The following is a 20,475-nucleotide window of genomic DNA, read 5'->3' as shown; positions in this document are numbered from 1 at the left end:
CCAGGGTGTTGGCGGCTGCTGAACTCGAAGGGGTGAAGACCATCGCGCAGGCCGTGCCGGTGACCGGCCTCTCGACAGGTGAGGCGGCGATTCGGCACGAGCAGGACGGGCCGAACCTCTTGCCGCAGCGTCCACCGGTGCGGTTGTGGCGGCGCCTGTTCACGCAGTTGCGCGATCCGCTCGTCATCGTGTTGCAGATCGCGGTGATATTGACGGCCGCGACCCGGGACTGGACCGATATGTCGGTGATCCTGCTGGTCATCGTGGTGAACACCGCGGTCGGCGTCCGACAGGAGGTGCGCGCGGACAAGGCCATCACCGCGCTGTCGCAACTGGCCGCGCCCACCGCCAGGGTGGTCAGAGATGGTGCCCAGCAACAACTTCCGGCCGCCGAGGTGGTCGTCGGCGATCTGCTAGTGCTCGCCGAGGGCGATATCGTCGCCGCCGATGCGGTATTGACCGAGGCCGCGTCACTGCGCGTGGACGAATCTGCGCTGACCGGTGAATCGGTGCCGGTGGACAAGACCGTCGCGGACGGCGTCGGCGTCTGCGCGGGGACCGTGGTGGTCAAGGGCCACGGCCGCGCGGTGGTGACGGCCATCGGCGCGGCGGGCAGCACCGGACGAATTGCCCGGCTGCTGGATCAGGATCCCGGTCTGACACCGTTGCAGCGCCGCCTGGTGGATGTGGGCAGGCTGCTCGCGGGGGTCACGGTCGCACTGTGCGCGATCGTATTGGTGCTGGGCCTGTTTCGCGGGCAGCCCGTGCAGTTGATGGTGGTGACCGCTATCAGTCTGGCGGTCGCCGCGGTTCCCGAGTCACTGCCCGCGGTGGTCACACTGGGGCTCGCGGGTGGTGCGCGGCGGATGGCGGAGCGGCACGCGCTGGTCCGCAGACTGCACGCGGTGGAGACGCTCGGTTCGGTCACCGTCCTGGCCACCGACAAGACCGGAACGCTGACCGAGGGGCGGATGGTCGCCCGGGAGCTGTGGACACCGGAGGCGGAGGCGAAGATCAGCGGAACCGGTTATGCCCCAGCGGGTTCCGTGCGGTCCGGGGATCAGGATCTGGGACGCGGCGACATATTCGCGGTGACCGAACTGCTCAGCGCGGCCGCGCTCTGCAATGATGCCCGGCTGATCGCACCCGGTCCCGAGGGAGGGCCCTGGGTCGCACTCGGTGACCCTACCGAGATCGCATTGCTCAGCGCTGCGGGCAAACTCGGGCTGGACCGGCATGAGTTGCAGGCCGAGCTGCCCCGTATCGGCGAGCGCCCTTTCGACGCCGACCGCAAGCGCATGACCACGATTCACCGCCTGCCGCACGGCTCTCGGGTGATCTGTAAGGGCGCACCCGAGTCGATTCTGAACTCCACCGTGCTCGGCGATGATCCGGAGCTGCTGCTGCGCGCCTCCGAGCACGCGAATCGATGGGCGCACAACGGCTTCCGAGTGCTCGCCGTGGCGCAGACCGATCGGGCGGACACACCGGCGGCACGGGAGGATCCCGAGCGAGGGCTACATCTGCTCGGCTTGATCGCCATCTTCGATCCACCCCGTACCGCCGCCGCGGCGACCATCGCGGCGTGCCGGGGCGCGGGCATCCGGCCCGTCCTCATCACCGGTGACCATCCGGGCACCGCACGCGCCGTCGCCGCCGAACTGGGCATCATCACCCCGGACGAGGCGGTGGTCGATTGCCGCGAGCCGATCGGCCCGTACCTGACCACCGGGACCGTATTCGCCCGTGCCACACCGGATCAGAAGCTGACCATCATCCAGGCGCTGCGCGATGACGGGCAGGTGGTGGCCATGAACGGGGACGGAGTCAATGACGGTCCGGCGCTGCGGCGCGCCGATATCGGGGTGGCCATGGGTGAGCGCGGCACCGAGGTCGCCCGGCAGGCCGCCGATCTCGTGCTCGCCGATGACGATCTGGACACCCTGGTGGTGGCGGTCGGCGAGGGCCGGCGGGTCTACGCGAATATCCGCCGCTTCCTCGTCTACGGGCTCTCCGGTGGGGCCGCGGAGATCGCGGTCATGCTGGCCGGGCCGTTCCTGGGGCTGGCGCTGCCGTTGCTGCCCGCCCAGATTCTCTGGATCAATCTGCTCACCCATGGGCTGCCGGGGGTCGCGCTCGGCGGTGAACCCGCCGCGCCGGGCATTATGGGCCGCGCACCGCGACCGCCCGAGCAGAGCATTCTCGGGGCGGGTCTGTGGCAGCGGGTGGTGCGTATCGCGTTCGTGCTGACCGCGGTGACACTCGGTGTCGCGGTGTGGGCGTATCACACCGATCGGCCATGGCAGAGCATGGCGTTCTTCGCTTTGGGCACAACACAACTCGCGGTGGCGCTGGGTTCCCGCGCGCGCCCGCGCTCACTGGACAATCCCCTGCTGCTCGTGGCTGTCGCGGCGGCGCTGGGCCTGCAATCGGCCGCGCTGTATCTGCCGCCGCTGCGCGATCTGCTCGGCACCCACCCGCTCGCCGCGACCGATCTGTTGATCGTGGGAGGCTTGTCGATCCTGGGCTATGTCGCGGTGCGCCTGGACCGCAGACTGCATCCCGGCGAATCCCCTCCCGCAACAACCGATTCCGATCCGAGATGAACACCCTGCTGCCGTATCTCGTCGTCATCGCCGCGGTGTTCGCCCTCAATCTGCTGCCCGCCTTCGGACCGCCCACCTGGATACTGCTCATCGTTTTCCGGCTGAACTGGCAGCTGAACCCGATCGCCCTGGTCATGATCGGCGCGTTCACCGCCGGAATCGGCCGACAGTTGCTGGCGATGGCCACCGCCCGGCTCGGCGACCGACTCAGCGCGCACCGCAGGGAGAGCCTGCGCGCCGCCGGTGACTATCTCACCGGCCACAAGGGTCGTTCACTGGCCGGACTGACGCTATTTCTGCTGTCCCCCTTGCCCTCCGCGCAGATGTTCGAGGCGGCCGGGCTCATCGGCATCCGGCTGCTCCCGCTGACCGCGGCCTTCGTGGCGGGCAGACTGGTCAGCTATTCGCTCTATATGGGCGCGACCGGTATCGCCGAACGCAGTTTCGGCGAGGCGTTCACGAACTCGCTCACCTCGCCGTACTCGATCGCCATACAGGTGGTGGTGATCGTGGCCGTCATCGCGCTGGCCCGGATCGACTGGACCCGATATATCCCGGCCGCCGACCGACACGGTGACAACGTGCGAGTGCCGCGCCCCCGTGGGAACGCGGCACCCTGCGACGACTCAGATCTGTGATCGCTGATCGGGCTCGCGTGCGCCCTGATCCAGGCGGAACGGCGGATACTCGTCGCGGAGTAGCGCCGAGTAGCTCAGCACTCGGTAGAACCATCGGTTGAGGCCCATGACGAAGTCGAATACGCCGCGCGGATACCCGCCGGTGAACAGCAGCGCCACAGCCGCGATCAGGACGAGCACTCCGATCAACGGAATCGTGTTGCCGCCATTGTCATTTCCGGAGTCACCGCCGAGCATGACGCCACCGCTGAAGATCGCGCCGAGGATCAGATAGTGCGGAATGGCCAGCAGCCACCACTTCACCAGCACCAGTCCGCGGGAGAGCCGTTCGGGATAGTCGACCTCCAGATCCGCCGGATAGTCCGCGGGCCGCAGTGAGAACGGCGGGTACCGGTCCGTGCCGAGTGCGGCGTAGGTGTAGAACTGCACCCGCCAGGACCAGCGCATCACCCCGACATTGAAGTCGAAGAGCGCGCGTGGATAGCGCTCGGTGAACAGAATCGCGAAGCCCGCCACGAGGGTGACCAGCCAGAAGGCTATCCAGAGGAAGAGCAGGATGACGTAGTGCGGAATGGCCAGCAGCCATTTCACCAGCCACAGCCAGCGGGACAGCGGTTGATCCAGTTCGCCGCGTAGTCGAATGGGCTGTGCCGCGGGGGTTTCGGGGTTCATGGTCGCTCCTCGGTCGGATTCAGGCGTTCGTGGTCAGGAAGTCGACGCACGAGTGGATCGTCAGCAGTCGCGGGTACTCGTCCTCCTCGATGCGCTGACCGCGCGCCACCGACAGGCGTTCGATGAAGGTGAGGAAGTCCAGCGAGTCGAGATCCAGTGCGCGCCGCAGCGGTTCGTCCGCCGGGAGCGCCGACAGTTCGGCCTCGGTGGCGAAACCGCGCAGCGCGGCGCGCACGACCGCCTCGGCGGTATCCCGGGATTGCATGGTGGACATGAGAATTCAGAGCTCCTCTGGGTGTTGCAGCAGATCCGACAGGGTGTGCAGGAAACGAGCGCCGACCGCGCCGTCGCTGGCCCGGTGATCGGCGGAGAGCGTGGCGGTCACCTGGGCGCGGACGCCGAGCAGTCCGTCCACCGCACACGGGCGTTCACTGATCGCGCCGAAGCCCACAATGGCGACCTGCGGTGCGGCGATCACCCCGAAGACCGAATCCGCGCCCAGATCACCGAGATTGGTGACCGTGATGGTGGCGGGGGTGGTGTCCGCGGCGCGCAGCCGCAGGGTGCGGGTCCGCTCCGCGACGCCGCGCAGGGCCGCCATCATGGCCGTCGGCGCGAGGGTGTCCGCGTCGGGGATGGTCGGCACGATAATGCCGCCGCCCCGCAGTGACACCACCATTCCCAGGTGAACCACGGACGCGGGCTGAAACCGCTCGTCCACCCAGTACCCGTTCATCTCCGGTACCGCCTTGGCGGCCCGCGCGGTCGCGGTGAGCAGGAGCGCGGCGGGCAGGAGCCGCTCGGCGACCGGTGCGCGCCGATTCGTCTCCCGCAGCCAGCGCAGCGCGGCGTCCATATCGACGGTGCTGGAGAGGTAGTAGTGCGGCACAGTCTGTTTGGACCGGGTCATGGCGGCGGCGATGGCGCGCCGCATCGCCACCGGATCCCGCGGCGGCAGCTCGGCGACCCGCTCCGCGCGCGACGAGGCGGCACTGACCACCCGCTCCGTCGGTGCGGGTTCCGGTGCCACCGTGCGCGATCCCAGCGCCGGCGCCACCTCCGTGCTCGATTCCCGCCGCTGCGCCACCGTCGCGGCGGCGGCCCGTACATCGGCGGCGCGCACCGCACCGTCAATGCCGCTCCCACCGACTGCGGCCAGGTCCACACCGAGGTCGACGGCCAGTCGCCGCGCGTACCCGGAGGCGCGGCCGGTCTTGTCCGACGCGTGCGCGAGGGCATCGGATGGCGTCTGCTGTTGTCGCGCAACATCATCGGAGACAATGCGGTCGGCGGTGCGCGAAGCTGGTACCGGTACAGCGAACTCCTCGCCGGTGTTGTGGATCATGCCTTCCGGCCGCTCGATCGCCCCGGCTCGTTCCGTCGCCGCGTGTTCCACATCCGAGCGGACGATTCGACCACCCGGCGCGGAGCCGTGCACGGTATCCAGATCTATCCCGGCCTCGGCGGCGAGCCGCCGGACCAGCGGGGTGGCTCGCACTCCCGTGTGCTGTGCCCCCGCGGCGAACGGCAGAGTGCGCGCGTTCGGCGATTCGGCCGTCGGCAGCGACGCGGCAGCGCGCACCGGTGCGGCCTCGGGCGGAGCCTCGGCCCGGGTCGCGGCCCGAATCGCCCGCTTGCGGCGTCGGCTCGGACGGTCGGCCACGCCGGTGCCGACGGTGGCCGCCGCAACCTCGCCGACCTCGGGGATCTCCGCGGCCCGCTCGCCCTCCGCGGCCGCTGCCACCTCCGCGGCTTCGGCCACTTTCACGGCTTCGGTGACTTTCGCAGGGCCCGTTGGTATTTCAGCGGCAGAGCCGGTGTCCCCGGCCGCTGCTACGGCGGTGATGGTGGCCAGCGGGGTGCCGACCGGGACCGTGACGCCTTCGGGGACCAGGAGTTCGCCTATGACGCCGTCGTCGAAGCATTCGACTTCGATGGCGGCTTTGGCGGTGTCGACCTCGGCGACGACGTCACCGGCGTGCACGCTGTCGCCGGGGTGGACGAGCCAGGTCAGGAGGGTGCCCTCGGTCATATCCGCGCCGAGGGAGGGCATTCGGAATTCGGGCATGTCAGTCCACCGCCCGGTGTACGGCCGCGACCACGGCGGCGGGTTGCGGGAGTGCGGCCTCCTCGAGCTGCCTGGCGTACGGAATCGGCGCCTCGGCGGTGCAGACCCGTTCGATGGGGGCATCGAGGTCGTAGTACGCGTATTCGGCCGCGCGCGCGGCGATCTCGGCGGAGACGCTCATACTGCGCCAGCCCTCGTCGACGATCACCAGGCGGTGGGTGCGGGTGATCGAGGCGAGTACGGTCGCCTCGTCGAGCGGGCGCAGGGTCCGCAGATCGATCACCTCGGCGGAGATACCTTCGCCCGCAAGCTGTTCGGCGGCCGTCTCGGCGGTGTGCAGCGCACCGCCGTAGGACACCACCGTGACATCGGTGCCGCTGCGGCGAATGGCCGCGTGCTCGATATCGACGGGCCCGGCGTCCTCGGGCAGTTCGGCCTCGTCGTTGTAGAGCGCGATGGGTTCGAAGATCAGCACCGGATCCGGGTCCCGCAGGGCGCTCCACAGCATGCCGCGCGCATCGGCGACCGTCGCCGGTACCAGCACGCGCAGGCCCGGGATATGGGCGTAGAACACCTCGAGGCTGTGCGAATGCTGTGCCGCGAGTTGGCGTCCGGCCCCGGTGGCCATCCGGATGACCAGGGGCACCCCGAGCTGTCCACCGGACATATGCCGCAGGGTGGCGGCGTTATTGAGGATCTGGTCCAGGGCCAGCAGGCTGAAGTTCACGGTCATGATCTCCACGACCGGGCGCATACCGCCCAGTGCCGCACCGATTCCCGCGCCGACGAACGCCGATTCGCTCAGTGGGGTGTCCCGGATGCGCTGCGGCCCGAACTCGTCCAGCAGTCCGCGGCTCACCCCGAAGCAGCCGCCGTAGGCTCCGATGTCCTCCCCCATCAGGAAGACCCGTTCATCGCGAATCAGGGCCTCGCGCAGCGCCTGCCGCATGGCCTCTCGATAGCTCGTGGTGGTCATTTCCGCTCCGCATAGACGTGCCTGGTCAGATCGCTGATCGGCTCCAGGGGTGCGGCCTCGGCGGCCGTGATCGCCGCATCGATCTCCGCGTCGGCGGCGACCTCCAGTGCCGCGCGGTCGGCAAGGGTGAAATCGCCTGCGGCACAGAGTTCATCGAACAGCCGCGGAATGGGATCGCGGGTCTTCCACTCCTCGATCTCGGTCTTGGCGCGGTAGCGGTCGGCGTCGTACATCGAATGCGCCCGGAATCGGTAGGTGCGCAGCTCCAGGAAGCACGGTCCGCCGCCACCGCGAATGGACTCCACCGCGCGCCGGGTCGCCATGCCCACCGCGATGGCGTCCATGCCGTCCACGGGCCAGGCGGGCAGGCCGTAGCTCGCCGCGCGCAGTGCCAGATCGGTGACGGCGTGCTCGTGTTCGAGCACGGTCCCCATCGCGTAATGGTTGTTCTCACAGGCGAACAGCAGCGGCAGCTGCCACAGCGCGGCCAGGTTCAGGCATTCGTGGAACTCGCCCTCGGCGACGGCGCCGTCACCGAAGAGGCAGACGGTCACCGCGCCGGTGTCCCGCATGGCATCGGCCAGCGCGAGTCCGGTGGCGACCGGCAGCCCGCCGCCGACGATCGCATTGCCGCCGTAGAAGCGCCGTTCGGCGTCGAACAGGTGCATGGAGCCGCCCCGGCCGTGACTGCATCCGGTGGTGCGCCCGTACATTTCGGCCATGATCGCGTTCATCGGCACGCCACGCGCCAGCGCGTGCCCGTGATCCCGGTAGGTGGAGACCACCGCATCGGCGGGTTCGAGCACGCCCAGCAGGCCCGCCGCCACCGCCTCCTCGCCGATGTACAGGTGCAGGAAGCCGCGGATGGCCTCACTGCTGTACAGCCGTACACAGCGTTCTTCGAAGCGGCGGATGCGAATCATCTGACGTAGCAGTTCGATTCGCTCGGCCGGCGTGATCGGCGCACCGGACCGGCGGGGAACCGGCACTCCGCGATGCGCTCGCACCGGGCTCGCATCGGCCGGGGTGGCCGCGACGGGCGCCGACTCGGCCCGCGGTTTCGCCGCCGCCTTCGACACCGATTTGGCGGCCGTCTTGCGCCCGCGACGTGCCCCGTTGGCCGATTCGCCCGCCGGGCGGCGCGGTGCGGTGGTCATGACGCCCCCTCCACCATCGAGGTGTCGCCTTCGGGCAACCCGAGCTCGCGGGCTTTGAGCAAGCGCCGCATCACTTTTCCGCTGCGGGTGTGCGGTAGTGCGTCGATGAACTCGATCTGTTTGGGCGCGACCGCCCCCAGTCGCCGTCGTCCGAAGGCGATCAGTTCGTCATGCAGCTCCGATGTCGCGTCCCGGCCCGGCTTCAGGACCACGAAGGCCTTCACCAGCTCACCGGCCACCGGATCGGGCGTGCCGATGACCCCGGCCTCGGCGACCGCCGGATGCGCCATCAGCGCGCTCTCGACCTCGAAGGGACCGACCAGGTGACCCGCGGATTTGATGACGTCGTCGGCGCGGCCGATGAACCAGTAGTAGCCGTCGGCATCGCGGCGGGCCAGATCACCGGAGAAGTACCAGCCGTCGGAGAACGACCGCGCGTAGCGGACCGGATCATGCCAGTAGCCGCGGAACATCGAGGGCCAGCCGGTGCGCACCGCCAGTTCACCGATCTCCCCGACCTCGGCGAGCTGGACACCGCCGGGCAGGCTGGCGGCGCGGCCATCGGGACCGCGGCGCACGATGGCCACCTCGATACCGGGCAGCGGTCTGCCCATGGATCCCGGGCGCACCTGCGCCGAGGCCAGATTGGCGATCATGATGGCTCCGGTCTCGGTCTGCCACCAGTTGTCGTGCACCGGATGGCCGAGCACCCGCGCACCCCATTCGACCGCTTCGGGATTGAGTGGTTCGCCGACGCTGGCCACGAAACGCAGTGCGGACAGATCGGTCCCGGGCGGCAGCTCATCACCGCGGCGCATGAGCATGCGCAGCGCGGTCGGCGCGGTGTACCAGACCGCGACCCGTTCCCTGGTCAGGGTCTCGTACCAGCGCGCGGCGTCGAACTCGGCCTCATCGCTGATCACGGTGGCGCCCAGGCACAGTGGTGCGATGACGCCGTAGGACATTCCGGTGACCCAGCCGGCGTCGGCCGTGCACCAGAAGATATCGCCGGGACGCAGGTCCAGCGCGTAGCGGGCGGTGACCTTATGGGCGAGCACCGCGCCGTGCACATGGATCGCGCCTTTGGGTCGTCCGGTGGTGCCGCTGGTGAAGTGCAGCAGCGCCGGATCCTCGATTCCGGTGGGCACGATGGGGAATTCCGGCGGTACCGCGGCCATGGCGAGGGAGAGTTCGATGGTGTCGTCCACCTGCGGATCGTCGATACCGGCATCGGTGACGAGCACATGCCGCAGTGCGGGCAGCGTCGCGCGATTCGCCGCGATCCGACGGCGATAGAGATCGGTCGTGGTGACCACGGTGCTGGCGCCCGAGAGCTCCAGGCGTTCGCGCACCGGTTCCGGACCGAAGGCCGAGAAGAGCGGGGAGACAACGCATCCCGCCTTCCAGGCGCCGAGTATCGCGACGTACAGCTCCGGTGTGCGGCCCAGCAGCATGGCCACCCGTTCCCCGCGCCGCACCCCGAGATCGCGCAGTACGTGCGCGAATCTGTTGCTCAGCGTGGCGAGTTCGGTATAGGTGAGATCCACCCTGCTGCCGTCCGCGCCGAGCCAGCGCAGGGCGGTGGTCTCGGCGACCGGGGTGCCCAGATGGCGGTCCACCGCCTCGTAGGCGATGTTCACCCCGCCGCCGGGGAGCCCGGCGAGCTCCGAACGTTCGGTGGCCCAATCGAATTCGCGATAGGCCCGGTCGTAGTCGGTGAGGTTCGCGTCCGCGCGCTCGCGTGCGGTCTTGTCGATCGATGTCCAGTGCTGCGGTGTGCTCTGCTGGCTGACGGTTTTCATTTGTCCTCCTCCCGTCAAGTCAACGGGGGCACACCCGATACCGGGAGGGCGCAAAGACCATCGCCGAGGTGACCTCGGTCGCCTGTGCCGGGATTCGCGCCGAGTTCAACGCGCTCGGGGGCTGTTCGGACCGATGACTATGGTCCCGGCGCCGCGGGCACGAGGCCCCTCCTGCGGAACCCCCGATGCGACCAGGCTCGACGGTATGCGCGACGACGATCCGCGCGACGACATCCGTACGACCGGGTCCGGCCAGGATTCGGCGGTCCGAGAACGAAGGATTGGCAATGATCGAGGCAACTGTTCCACTCGGGCGAGTGGCCGGGATCCGGATCGCGGCGCACTGGTCGGCGCTGGTGACCATCGCCCTGTTCGCCTGGATACTCGGCGCCTCGCTGTCGGGTACCGGCAGCGCCGTAATGGTCTGGAGCACAGCGATTCTCGGCGCGGTCGCGCTGGTCGTCTGCCTGCTGGCACACGAGCTCGCGCATTCGATCGTGGCGCGCCGCAATGGCGTTCAGGTGCAGGAGATCGTGCTGTGGCTGCTGGGCGGGGTCTCCGAGCTCACCGATGAGCCCGGCGACGCGCGCGCCGACCTGAAGATCGCGGTGGCCGGACCGGCCACCAGTGTGCTGCTCGGCGGGGTCGCCGGTATCGCGGCGGCCCTGTCCGCACTGGTCTCCCCCGACGGCCCGGTGACCGCGGCGCTGCTCTGGCTGGCGACGGTCAATATCATTCTGGCCCTGTTCAATATGCTGCCCGGCGCACCGCTGGACGGCGGCCGGGTGCTCCGCGCGGCGCTGTGGTGGCGCAGCGGGGATCGACTGCGCGCGGCGGCCACCGCGGCCCGCAGCGGTCAGGTGCTCGGGACGGTGCTGATGCTGCTCGGCGTCGCCGAGGTGATTCTGTTCGGGCAGTTCGGCGGGCTCTGGCTGGTGCTGCTGGGCTGGTTCCTGCGCACCGCGGCCCGCACCGAACTGGTCCTGTCCGGGTTGCGGCATCGCTTGGGCGGCACCACGATCGGCGATGTCATGACTCCGTCCCCGATGGCGTTCCCGGCCGGTTGGACCATTGCCGAGGCGCTGCGCTCGGAGGCCCCGCGAACCCAGCATCGGGTGTTCCCGGTGGTGGACGCGGCGAATCACCCCGTGGGTGTGGTCGCCTGGTCGGATCTGGCCGCCGTGCCCGAACCCGCCCGTGCCACCACCCGATTGGCCGATGTCACCCGCAAGCTCGTCCCCGCCGCCATCGCCAATGCCGATGAACCGCTGGCCGATCTCGCCACCCGAGTGGTGTTGCGCCCCAACCTCGACGCGGTCGCCGTGGTGAATATCGCCGGGCATCTGATCGGTCTGGTCACCGCCACCGATCTGGCCCTGGCCTGCGACCGCTCCGCCCTCGGCCTGCCCATCACCCCTGCCCCAAGGAGCCTGCGATGACCTCGACAACCCCGGTGCTGCGCGACAATCCGCAACCGGTCTTCCGTGATCGCCGCGAGGCGGGCCGCACCCTGGCGGCCCTGCTGACCGACTATCGCGACGATCCCGATGTCCTGGTGCTCGGTTTGGCGCGCGGCGGCGTTCCGGTGGCCTGGGAGGTCGCGGCGGCGCTGGGCGCGCCCCTGGACACCCTCATCGTGCGCAAGCTCGGTGCGCCCGGGAATCCGGAGTACGCCATCGGCGCGCTGGCCGACGGCGGGCGCATCGTGCTCAATGACGATATGGTGCGCGGACTGCGGGTGACCGCCGAGCAGGTACGCTCGATCGCCCGGGATGAGGCGCGTGAGCTCGCGCGCCGCGAGGCGGTCTACCGCGCGGGGCGAGCACCGCTCGATTTCGCCGGGCGCACCGTAATCCTGGTCGACGACGGTTTGGCCACCGGTGCGAGCATGTTCGCCGCCGTCGAGGCGGTGCGCGCCGGAGAGCCCAAACGGATAGTGGTGGCGGTGCCCGCCGCGCCCGAGTCCACCTGCCGGGAGTTCGGCGCGCTGGTCGAGGAGATGGTCTGCGCCACAATGCCTTCGCCGTTCCTGGCGGTCGGTCATTCGTTCTGGAACTTCACCCAGGTCACCGATGCCGAGGTACGCGAACTGCTCGCCACCCCGACCACCGGTGTGCGCGCACCGGCGCAGGATCCGGCGGCGATCCTGCGCGCCGCCGCGATCGAGGCGCCGGCGGGCGTCCCGCCCGAACAGGAGCTCACCGATCTCATCGGCGATGCCCGGTTCGTCCTGATCGGCGAGAGTTCGCACGGCACCGAGGAGTTCTATGCCGCGCGCGCCGCCATCACCAGCTGGCTCATCAGCGAACACGGCTTCACCGGGGTCGCGGCCGAGGCCGACTGGCCCGACGCCTACCGCGTCGACCGGTTCGTACGCGGATACGGCCCCGACGAATCACCCACCCACGCGCTCAGCGGTTTCGAACGCTTCCCCGGCTGGATGTGGCGCAATACGGTGGTGCGGGAATTCGTCGACTGGCTGCGCCTGCACAATGACGGTCAGCGCCGCGCGGGACTGCCGGGCGCCGGGTTCTACGGTCTCGACCTGTACAGCATGCACCGGTCCATGCAGCGCGTCGTGGAGTACCTCGAACAGGTGGATCCGGCCGCCGCGCAACGCGCCGCCCGCCGCTACGCCTGCTTCGACCGCACCTCCGGCGACGACGGTCAGGCGTACGGTTTCGCCGCGGCCTTCGGAGCCGGTGAGTCCTGCCAGGCCGAGGTGGTGCGCCAGCTCGTGGAATTGCAACGCGATATCGGCGAGCTGACCGAAACCCATGATGGCGAAGCGCATTTCGATGCGGTGCGCAATGCCTGGACCGTACGCGACGCCGAGGCGTACTACCGCGCCATGTTCGGCGATCGGGTCACCTCGTGGAATATGCGCGATGAGCATATGGCCGATACCCTCGACGCCCTCGCCCGCCATCTCGACCGGCCCGGCGCACCCGCGCGCATCGTGGTGTGGGCGCACAATTCGCATATCGGGGATGCCCGCGCCACCGAGATGGCCGCCGAGGGACAGCTCTCACTCGGTCAGCTGATCCGGGATCGGCACGGAAACGACTGCCGCACCATCGGATTCACCACCGGCGGCGGTACCGTCACCGCGGCGAGCAACTGGGGCGGCGACGCCGAGCGCAAGACGGTGCGGCCCGCCCTGCCCAGCAGTCTCGAGGAGCTGCTGCACGACACCGGCATACCGGAGTTGTTCCTGCGCACCGATATTCCCGGCCCGGCCGGGGATGTCCTGCGCGCGCCCCGACTCGAACGCGCCATCGGAGTCATCTACCAGCCCAGCACCGAACGCCAGAGCCACTACTTCCACGCTCGGGCGGCGGACCGGTACGACGCGATCATCCATATCGATCACACCACCGCCCTCGAACCGCTCTACCCGGGCAGCGTCTGGGCGACCGGCACGACACCGGAGACCTACCCGAGCGGTCTATAACGGGCTCGAATCACACTGGGCCACAGCGCCGGTCACCCTCCCCGATCCGATCGAGGAGGGTGACCGGCACTATCGGCGTCAGCGGGTGGGAGCCGAATGGTGTGACGCGGCGGAGCGCGGATGCGGTGCGGTGGCCGCACGGGCGCGCGCCGCCGCCAGCAATTCGGCTATGCCGCTTCGGATCCCCTCGGCCAGGACCTCGATATCGGGGGTGCTGTCGAAATCACCGGTGATACCGAAGTTCAAATGGTCGAGGTAGCTCAGGATCGCGATTCCGGTGCGCAGGCGCATGGCGATCGGGACGATCGGGAACAGATCGAGCACCTCCCTGCCCTGCACGGTGACACGGACGCGCGGACCCCGGACATTGGTGGCCAAGGCGGTGACACCGCGCTGGGGCAGCAGCGCGGCCAGGCGCAGACTCCACGCCACGGTCGCGAACGGCAGTCTGGCCGCCATCGCGATCATCGAATCCTCGGCCTGTGCCGCGCCTTTCGATTTGTGTTCGGCCATGCGGGTGTGGATGACCCGCAACCGCACCACCGGATCGTCGAGATGTACGGGCAGTCGGGGCAGCAACGCCGACACCCGATTGTCCAGCAGATTCATCGCGTCGGCCGGTCGCATCGACACCGGAACCAGAATGCGCAGCGTATCGTCGACCGGCCGCTCCCCGCGGGCGAGTAGCAGGGCACGATAGCCCGAGGTCACCGCCGCCAGCACCACGTCATTGACCGTCGTGCCGAAAGCCGCCCTGATCTCGCGGACGTCGGTGAGCGAGGTACGCGCGCCGATATAGCGGCGCTGCCGACCGATGGAACCATTCAGCGATGATTCGGCCGCGGGGATGATCGCGCCGGCCGCCACCGGCAGCACGCTGCGCAGCAGATCCACCGCCTGACCCGGCAGACCGAAAGGCAGTCGCACGGCGCTGAGCGTCCGGTCGAACCAATTGGGCGAGTGCGCGTCCACGATGTCGGCCGGCGCCGCCGGTACGCTCGCGTCGGCCGGTGCCGCCTCCTCCTGCACCGGATCGCAGAAGGTCGCGAACATGGTGACGCCGGAGACCCCGTCCACCAGACTGTGGTGGGCTTTGATCAGCATCGCCCAGCGCTCATCGGTCAAACGCTCGATGACCACGCACTCCCACAGCGGATGGTCGCGGTCCAGGCGCTCGGCCAGATCGGTCGCGATGAAGTCGAACAGGGCCGCGTCATCGGCCGGTTCCGGTAGGGCGATCCAGCGAATATGGTGTGCCAGATCGAAATTCGCGTCCTCCTCCCAGTTGGGTGTGGACAGATCCAGCCGGGCGCGGTGCACCCGCTGTCGCAGCCGGGCATTATCGGCGATCCGGCGACCGAGCTCGCGCGTGAACTCCGCGCGGCTCGGTGGTGTGCCGGAAAGAATTGCCACGGCGCCGATTCCGAGACTGATATGCCGGTCGGAATCCTCTAATTCGATGAAACCCGCGTCGAGCGGTCGTAATTCGGTCATGACCGACTACCTGAGAACGAAATGTATAGGACACCTCAATGGTTTCCGGCGCGGCACTTCGGCGAAAGAACCGAAGGTAACCGGTGCGGGTGACCGGAGCCCATCTTCCGCGGCCGCCGCTCGCCACGGGTCCAACGCCCCACGGGCCGGGACCTTCGCCCCTGCCGCCGGACGACCCGGGAGCGGGACGCTGATTCCAGACGACAATGGAGGAGCCGGTAATGGGCGACTATGTGGCTGATCTGGGCGAGCTGCGGCTGAAGGACGCGGACCGTGCCGGCGGTAAGGGTGCGAACCTCGGTGAACTGGTGGCGGCCGAGTTGCCGGTGCCGCCGGGCTTCGTCATCCTGAAGTCCAGTTATGCGGAGGTGATCAGTGCCGGACCGCACGGTCCGGACCTCGATGCCCTGCACACCCAGGCGCTCTCCCTCGCCTTGAAGCGCGACCGCACCAGCGGACCGCGATTGGAGGAGCTGTGCCGGCATATGCGCGAACTGGTGCAGGCCACTCCCCTGTCCGATCAGGTCGAGAAGTCGGTGCTGGCCGCCTATCACGGGCTCGGCGCGGAGGCCCTGGTCGCGGTGCGCTCCTCCGCCATCGGCGAGGACGGCGCGACGGCCTCGTTCGCCGGAATGAACGTCTCGCGCACCAATATTCACGGTGACGCGGCCCTGCTCACCGCACTGGTCGACTGCTGGTCCTCGCTCTTCACCCCGCGCGTACTCACCTATCGGGCACGCCGCGGTATGCACGATCGGCCCGAGATGGCGGTCGTGGTGCAGTGCATGGTGAAGGTGCGCACCGCCGGGGTGGCGTTCACCGCGGATCCGGCCTCGGGCCGGCGCGACCGGGTGGTGATCGATGCCGCCCGGGGGCAGGGCGAGGTGGTGGTCTCCGGCGCCACCGAACCCGATACCTATACCGTCGACGCGAACGGCCCCACGCTGCTGGATACCCGGCGCGGACAACAGAGCTACGCCATCGTCTCGGGTCCCGACGGTGATCGGCAGGTACAGCTCACCGAGGCCGAGCGGAACGCGCCGGTCCTGACCGCGCAACAGGCGCTCGAGGTGGCGGCGCTGGCGCTGCGGGTGCAACAGCATCACGACGGCATTCCGCAGGATGTCGAATGGGCCTACGACGATGAGCGACTGTGGTTGGTGCAGGCCCGCCCGATCACCACACTGGCCGGCGAAGTGAGCCCGAATGCCCCGATGGCGCGAACGGTTCAGGGACCGACCCTGTTGCGCGGGCTGGGTGCCGCGCCCGGCCGGGCCGGTGGTGTGGTGCGCGTACTGCGCACACCCGCCGAGGGTGGCACGCTGCGCGACGGTGAGGTGCTGGTGGCGCCGATGACCAATCCGGACTGGCTGCCCACCATCGCGCGGGCCGCTGCGCTGGTGACCGACAGCGGCGGGATGACCTGTCACGCCGCCATTGTCGCGCGTGAGCTCGGCGTGCCTTGTGTGGTCGGAACACGCACCGCCACAACGGTATTGACAACAGGCACCGAGGTGACGGTGGATGGGACCGAGGGCCGGGTCCTGGCGGGCCGGCAGGTGATCGGCGGCGCTATCGCCGAACCGCGCCCGGTCGCTGTCGCCTCTTCCGAGGTGACCTCCACACGTGTCTATGTGAACCTGGCCCTGCCGGAGGTCGCCGAACGTGTCGCGGCTCAGGATGTCGACGGGGTCGGTCTGCTGCGCGCGGAGACCCTGCTCACCCAGGCGCTGGGCGGGCGGCATCCCCGCGATCTGATCGCCCGCGGGGAGGATCAGCTGTTCGTGACCCGGATGGCGGACTCGTTGCTGCGCATCACCACGGCCTTCGGGCATCGTCCCGTCGTCTATCGGGCAATCGACATGCGCAGCAACGAATTCCGCTCTCTGGAGGGCGGTGGCCGCTACGAACCGCTCGAGCACAATCCGATGATCGGCTTCCGCGGCTGCTACCGCTATGTCCGCCAGCCCGAACTGTTCCGGCTGGAGCTGGCCGCCCTGGCTCGCGTGCGCGAGCGGACTCCCAACCTGCACTTGATGATTCCGTTCGTGCGCACCCGCTGGGAGCTGGAGGCCTGCCTGGAGCTGGTCGACGCCAGCCCGCTCGGCCGCCAGCGCGGACTGCATCGCTGGGTGATGGCCGAGGTGCCCTCGGTGGTCTTCCGGCTCCCCGAATACGTGGGCATGGGTATCGACGGCGTCTCCATCGGCAGCAATGATCTGACCCAGTTGATGCTGGGCGTGGACCGGGACTCCGAGGACTGTGCCGAACTCTTCGACGAATCCGATGCCGCGGTACTCGATGCCATCGGGCGCATCATCGGTACCGCCAATCGACTCGGCATCACCTCCTCGCTGTGCGGGCAGGCCCCCTCCACCCGACCGGAGTTCGCCGAACATCTCGTCCGGATGGGCATCACCTCGGTCTCGGTGACCCCGGACGCGGCCGCCGCGACCCGGCGGGTCGTCGCCGCGGCGGAACGACGGGTCCTGCTGGAGCACGCACTGCGGCGGCCGGCCGAACATCGCTGACCGGACTCGATCACCCCGCGTGGGCGGAGGACTGGGCGGCTTGGCCCTCGGCGATGTCCTCCGGGGTGAAGCGCATGCGCAGCACCACCAGGCCGGTGACCGCCGCGATGGCCGCCGAGCACAGGAAGGCGACGCCGTATCCCAGGGCCAGGGCGTGCACCTGGGAGTCGGTGGCGAGGGCGGAGGGATCGGTGGTGCCGCCTTCGGAGCGGACGCGCGCCGAGACCGACGCGCCCACCGCCACCAGACCCAGTGCGCCACCGAGGCTCTGGGCCACCTGGGCGAGGGCGGTGAGCGGGCCGATATCGGTGGGGCGTACCCCGGCGATGGAGGACAGGGTCAGCGGGATGACCGCGAAGCCGAAACCGAATCCGATGGTGATCGCCGCGATGACGATGACCGGGAAGTACGCGGGACGGGTGTCGACAATCGTTGCGGCATAGACGCATCCGGCCGCGATGATCGCGCACGCGATCATCACCAGCCAGCGCGGCTGCACGCGCAGAACGAGGCGGGAGGAGACCGTCGCGCCGACCGCGAGCGATACCGCGAACGGGAGCACGGACATTCCGCTCTGCAAGGGCGAGTAGTGCAGGACGCTCTGCAGGAACATGGAGATGAAGACCGACAGGCACATCATGATCGCCCCGGACAGGCCGATGGCCACCAGCGCCGCGACGCGATTCGGATTGTGGAACAGCGTGAACGGCAGCAGCGGATTCGGGGCGCTGCGCTCGACCAGCACGAACGCGGCGAGCAGCAGGACCGACGCGATCGCCGGAATCGTCACCAGCGGGCGGGTCGGGCCATTCCCGGCCTCGTTCAGGGCGAAGACCGCGAGGGTGACGCCGAGGGTGCCCAGAATCGCACCGGGCACATCGAGCGCGGTGCGTTCGCCCGTCGATTCCCGGAGACAGACCAGCGCGCCGACGGTGACGAGTACGCCGATCGGCACATTGATGAGAAAGACCAGCCGCCAGGAGATTTCGGTGAGTACGCCCCCGGCGATCAGCCCGGCGACCGATCCGATCCCGGTGAGCGCGGCGAAGACGGCGAATGCCTGACTGCGTGCCTTTCCCGGCGCATAGGTGGTGGCGACCAGCGCCATCGACGTGGGCGCGGCAATGGCCGCCGCCATGCCCTGTAGGGCCCGGGCCCCCACGAGAACCGCCGGATCCCAGGCGATTCCGCACAGCAGCGAGCTGAGGGTGAACATGCCGACCCCGAACGTGAAGACGCGCTTGCGCCCGAAGGTGTCCCCCAGACGTCCGCACAGCAGCATGAGCCCGCCGAGCGCCAGCACATACGCGGTGACGATCCAACTACCGCCGGCCTCCGACAATCCCAGTGCGCGCCGGATATTCGGCAGCGCCAGCGCGACGACCGTACCGTCCAACACCACCAGCAGTTGCAGGCCCCCGAGCACGAATATGGGTACGCCCCATACCCGTTCCTGTCCGATGGTCGCGGGCCCGGCCGCGGAGACGATCATGAGAGCCGACCCTACAGAGCACGGCTGTCCGGCGGCAGTGCTCCGCAACCGCTCGCGCATCGCACCGCTGACCGCCGCCGAGGTGCCCCGGCATGCGCGGCAGGGTCATCGGCCCTGTTCGGAGAGGGCCGATGACCCTGCCGCCGGCGGGCTCGGACGAGCAGAGTGCGGTAATGACAGAGCACACGCCCCCGCCGCAGCGCTTCTCGACCGTTGCGGTGATCCTGGCCGTTATCGCGTTGATCGTCGCCGCGGTGGCGGTGGCATTGATCGTGCGGCATACCGGTGACCGAACCACCGCCACGACCTCCTCGGCGACGCCCGTGCCCGCGACGGGCTCCCCCGGTACCTCCGAACCTTCCGCGGGGACAGCGCCCCGGACCACCACCGCACCGCCCGCGCATACCTTCGGGTTTCAGCCGCTGTGGCCGTTCTCCGGTATCGCGGACGCCGAGGCGTGGCAGCGCGAGGCGAATCCGGGCGGGCATCAACCGTGGCATCTCGACGCCGGCCTGATCGCGCAGATGTTCACCACGCAGTACCTCGGATACACCGGCGTCGACAAGATCGTGAAGACCGATGTCCGGGGTGATCAAGCCTGGGTGAACGTGGGCTTCACGAACCCCAACGGCGCCATGGTCACGGCCGCGGTCGTGCATCTGGCGCAGATCGGTTCGGGTGCCGATCAGCCGTGGGAGGTCGTCGGCACCCAGGACAGCACGCTCACGGTGACCACGCCCGCATACGGTTCGGCGCTGTCGTCACCGCTGACGGTCGGCGGCAGCATCACCGGGGTAGACGAGAGCCTACGGGTGCAGGTCCGAGGCGGCGCCAATCAACAACAGCCGGTCGGTCAGGTGGCCGGGATTCCCGCCGGCGGAACGAATTCGCCTTGGACGGTGACGGTTCCGCTCACCGCGGCCTGCCCCGGCACCCTCACCGTCGCCGTCTCCACCGGTGGCCATATCGCGGATGTGGAGCGTTTCGCCGTCACCGGCGTGCACTGCTGAATGGCATCGGACGCACAAGGAACGGGCCGAGAGGATCTCGGCCCGTTCCGCTGCGCGACGGTCACGCCGTGCGATCAGCCCTTGCTCGACGGCGCAGGGGTCTTGCCGGTCTCGGACGCGGGAGTCCCGCCGTCGTGGGCGCTGCGCTCGGCGTACTGGGCCTTGACCTCGGCCTGCCACTTCTCGAAATCGGCGCGCATCACGCTGATCTGATGCTCCACCGCGTCGCGGGTCTCGGACCACCACTTCTGGGCGGCCTCCCGCAGCTCCGCGGTGGTCTTCTCGAGTTCGTCACCCTCGCGATCCATGGTGACGCTCAACTCGTCACGCCGGGCGCGCAGCGCCGCCCGGTTCTTCTCCCGCGCGGCGGCGGAGGAGTCTTCGAACTGCTTCACGCGGGCCGCGAGATCCACCAGTGTTTCCGACAACGGCTTCATAGTCATACCTCTCGAAATATTCTGATCCGCAGTGGGATCCGGCGTTCGCCTGCGTCAATCGTGGCCGTTTCGCCCGTTTGTCCACAGGGCAGAACGTCCTCGGTTGTCCCTGTCACTGGCCCCGATCCGCACCTCGGA

The 20,475-nt window shown here is 69.1% G+C and carries 14 protein-coding genes and 1 pseudogene; 6 read left to right on the top strand and 9 right to left on the bottom strand.

What is annotated here, in order from left to right:
- Positions 1-5 precede the first annotated feature (5 nt).
- Positions 6-2,606, top strand: coding sequence for a cation-translocating P-type ATPase (locus tag OHB26_RS29710; protein WP_330180556.1), 2,601 nt, complete (start codon positions 6-8; stop codon positions 2,604-2,606).
- Positions 2,603-3,244, top strand: coding sequence for a hypothetical protein (locus OHB26_RS29705; RefSeq protein WP_330180555.1), 642 nt, complete (start codon positions 2,603-2,605; stop codon positions 3,242-3,244). Before OHB26_RS29710 ends, OHB26_RS29705 begins: the two co-directional genes overlap by 4 nt.
- On the opposite strand, the pseudogene OHB26_RS29700 reads toward OHB26_RS29705, so the two are convergent.
- From OHB26_RS29700 to acsA, 6 genes and pseudogenes are all read right to left on the bottom strand, one after another.
- A pseudogene (locus OHB26_RS29700) lies at positions 3,233-3,889 on the bottom strand (DUF4389 domain-containing protein); the annotation flags it as partial. The gene OHB26_RS29705 and the pseudogene OHB26_RS29700 sit on opposite strands and share 12 nt — an antisense overlap.
- A 46-nt stretch (positions 3,890-3,935) precedes the next feature.
- The gene (locus OHB26_RS29695) at positions 3,936-4,190 is read right to left on the bottom strand and encodes an acyl carrier protein (RefSeq protein WP_330180553.1); all 255 of its coding nucleotides are present in this window, start codon (positions 4,188-4,190) and stop codon (positions 3,936-3,938) included.
- A gap of 6 nt (positions 4,191-4,196) precedes the next feature.
- A complete protein-coding gene (locus OHB26_RS29690; protein WP_330180552.1) occupies positions 4,197-5,984 on the bottom strand; it encodes a 2-oxo acid dehydrogenase subunit E2 in 1,788 nt (595 codons plus the stop codon).
- A gap of 1 nt (position 5,985) precedes the next feature.
- Positions 5,986-6,960: an alpha-ketoacid dehydrogenase subunit beta gene (locus tag OHB26_RS29685; RefSeq protein WP_330180551.1), complete on the bottom strand. Its 975-nt coding sequence runs from the start codon at positions 6,958-6,960 to the stop codon at positions 5,986-5,988.
- Positions 6,957-8,117: a pyruvate dehydrogenase (acetyl-transferring) E1 component subunit alpha gene (pdhA, locus tag OHB26_RS29680; protein ID WP_442942743.1), complete on the bottom strand. Its 1,161-nt coding sequence runs from the start codon at positions 8,115-8,117 to the stop codon at positions 6,957-6,959. The genes OHB26_RS29685 and pdhA overlap by 4 nt, the downstream gene beginning before the upstream one ends.
- Complete coding sequence (acsA, locus tag OHB26_RS29675; protein ID WP_330180550.1) at positions 8,114-9,919, bottom strand: acetate--CoA ligase; 1,806 nt, start codon at positions 9,917-9,919, stop codon at positions 8,114-8,116. Before acsA ends, pdhA begins: the two co-directional genes overlap by 4 nt.
- 287 nt (positions 9,920-10,206) lie before the next feature.
- On the opposite strand from acsA, the gene OHB26_RS29670 reads away from it, so the two are divergent.
- A complete protein-coding gene (locus OHB26_RS29670) occupies positions 10,207-11,358 on the top strand; it encodes a site-2 protease family protein (RefSeq protein ID WP_330180549.1) in 1,152 nt (383 codons plus the stop codon).
- Positions 11,355-13,373, top strand: a complete 2,019-nt coding sequence (locus OHB26_RS29665; RefSeq protein WP_330180548.1) for an erythromycin esterase family protein — start codon at positions 11,355-11,357, stop codon at positions 13,371-13,373. The genes OHB26_RS29670 and OHB26_RS29665 overlap by 4 nt, the downstream gene beginning before the upstream one ends.
- A gap of 78 nt (positions 13,374-13,451) precedes the next feature.
- Here OHB26_RS29665 and OHB26_RS29660 read toward each other — a convergent pair whose 3' ends face one another.
- Complete coding sequence (locus tag OHB26_RS29660) at positions 13,452-14,867, bottom strand: wax ester/triacylglycerol synthase family O-acyltransferase (protein WP_330180547.1); 1,416 nt, start codon at positions 14,865-14,867, stop codon at positions 13,452-13,454.
- Between the two features lie 221 nt (positions 14,868-15,088).
- Between OHB26_RS29660 and ppsA the strand changes: the two genes are divergently transcribed.
- On the top strand, positions 15,089-17,398 hold the full coding sequence (gene ppsA / locus OHB26_RS29655) for a phosphoenolpyruvate synthase (RefSeq protein WP_330180546.1): 2,310 nt from the start codon (positions 15,089-15,091) through the stop codon (positions 17,396-17,398).
- Between the two features lie 10 nt (positions 17,399-17,408).
- Here ppsA and OHB26_RS29650 read toward each other — a convergent pair whose 3' ends face one another.
- Complete coding sequence (locus OHB26_RS29650) at positions 17,409-18,890, bottom strand: MFS transporter (RefSeq protein ID WP_330180545.1); 1,482 nt, start codon at positions 18,888-18,890, stop codon at positions 17,409-17,411.
- Positions 18,891-19,063: 173 nt separating this feature from the next.
- Between OHB26_RS29650 and OHB26_RS29645 the strand changes: the two genes are divergently transcribed.
- Complete coding sequence (locus OHB26_RS29645) at positions 19,064-19,900, top strand: hypothetical protein (protein ID WP_330180544.1); 837 nt, start codon at positions 19,064-19,066, stop codon at positions 19,898-19,900.
- A gap of 74 nt (positions 19,901-19,974) precedes the next feature.
- Here OHB26_RS29645 and OHB26_RS29640 read toward each other — a convergent pair whose 3' ends face one another.
- Positions 19,975-20,337, bottom strand: a complete 363-nt coding sequence (locus tag OHB26_RS29640; protein ID WP_330180543.1) for a hypothetical protein — start codon at positions 20,335-20,337, stop codon at positions 19,975-19,977.
- Positions 20,338-20,475: the final 138 nt, after the last annotated feature.

Origin of the sequence: Nocardia sp. NBC_01503 (genome assembly GCF_036327755.1) — a bacterium.
Classification (GTDB): Bacteria; Actinomycetota; Actinomycetes; order Mycobacteriales; family Mycobacteriaceae; genus Nocardia.
The sequence above is the reverse complement of the archived record's forward strand: the minus strand, read 5'-3'. Positions and strand labels throughout refer to the sequence as shown.

Coding starts and splice junctions, on each gene's coding strand:
- OHB26_RS29705 (WP_330180555.1), top strand. CDS start 2,603: ATGAACACCCTGCTGCCGTATCTCGTCGTCATCGCCGCGGTGTTCGCC.
- OHB26_RS29695 (WP_330180553.1), bottom strand. CDS start 4,190: ATGTCCACCATGCAATCCCGGGATACCGCCGAGGCGGTCGTGCGCGCC.
- OHB26_RS29690 (WP_330180552.1), bottom strand. CDS start 5,984: ATGCCCGAATTCCGAATGCCCTCCCTCGGCGCGGATATGACCGAGGGC.
- OHB26_RS29685 (WP_330180551.1), bottom strand. CDS start 6,960: ATGACCACCACGAGCTATCGAGAGGCCATGCGGCAGGCGCTGCGCGAG.
- pdhA (WP_442942743.1), bottom strand. CDS start 8,117: ATGACCACCGCACCGCGCCGCCCGGCGGGCGAATCGGCCAACGGGGCA.
- acsA (WP_330180550.1), bottom strand. CDS start 9,919: ATGAAAACCGTCAGCCAGCAGAGCACACCGCAGCACTGGACATCGATC.
- OHB26_RS29670 (WP_330180549.1), top strand. CDS start 10,207: ATGATCGAGGCAACTGTTCCACTCGGGCGAGTGGCCGGGATCCGGATC.
- OHB26_RS29665 (WP_330180548.1), top strand. CDS start 11,355: ATGACCTCGACAACCCCGGTGCTGCGCGACAATCCGCAACCGGTCTTC.
- OHB26_RS29660 (WP_330180547.1), bottom strand. CDS start 14,867: ATGACCGAATTACGACCGCTCGACGCGGGTTTCATCGAATTAGAGGAT.
- ppsA (WP_330180546.1), top strand. CDS start 15,089: ATGGGCGACTATGTGGCTGATCTGGGCGAGCTGCGGCTGAAGGACGCG.
- OHB26_RS29650 (WP_330180545.1), bottom strand. CDS start 18,890: ATGATCGTCTCCGCGGCCGGGCCCGCGACCATCGGACAGGAACGGGTA.
- OHB26_RS29645 (WP_330180544.1), top strand. CDS start 19,064: ATGACAGAGCACACGCCCCCGCCGCAGCGCTTCTCGACCGTTGCGGTG.
- OHB26_RS29640 (WP_330180543.1), bottom strand. CDS start 20,337: ATGAAGCCGTTGTCGGAAACACTGGTGGATCTCGCGGCCCGCGTGAAG.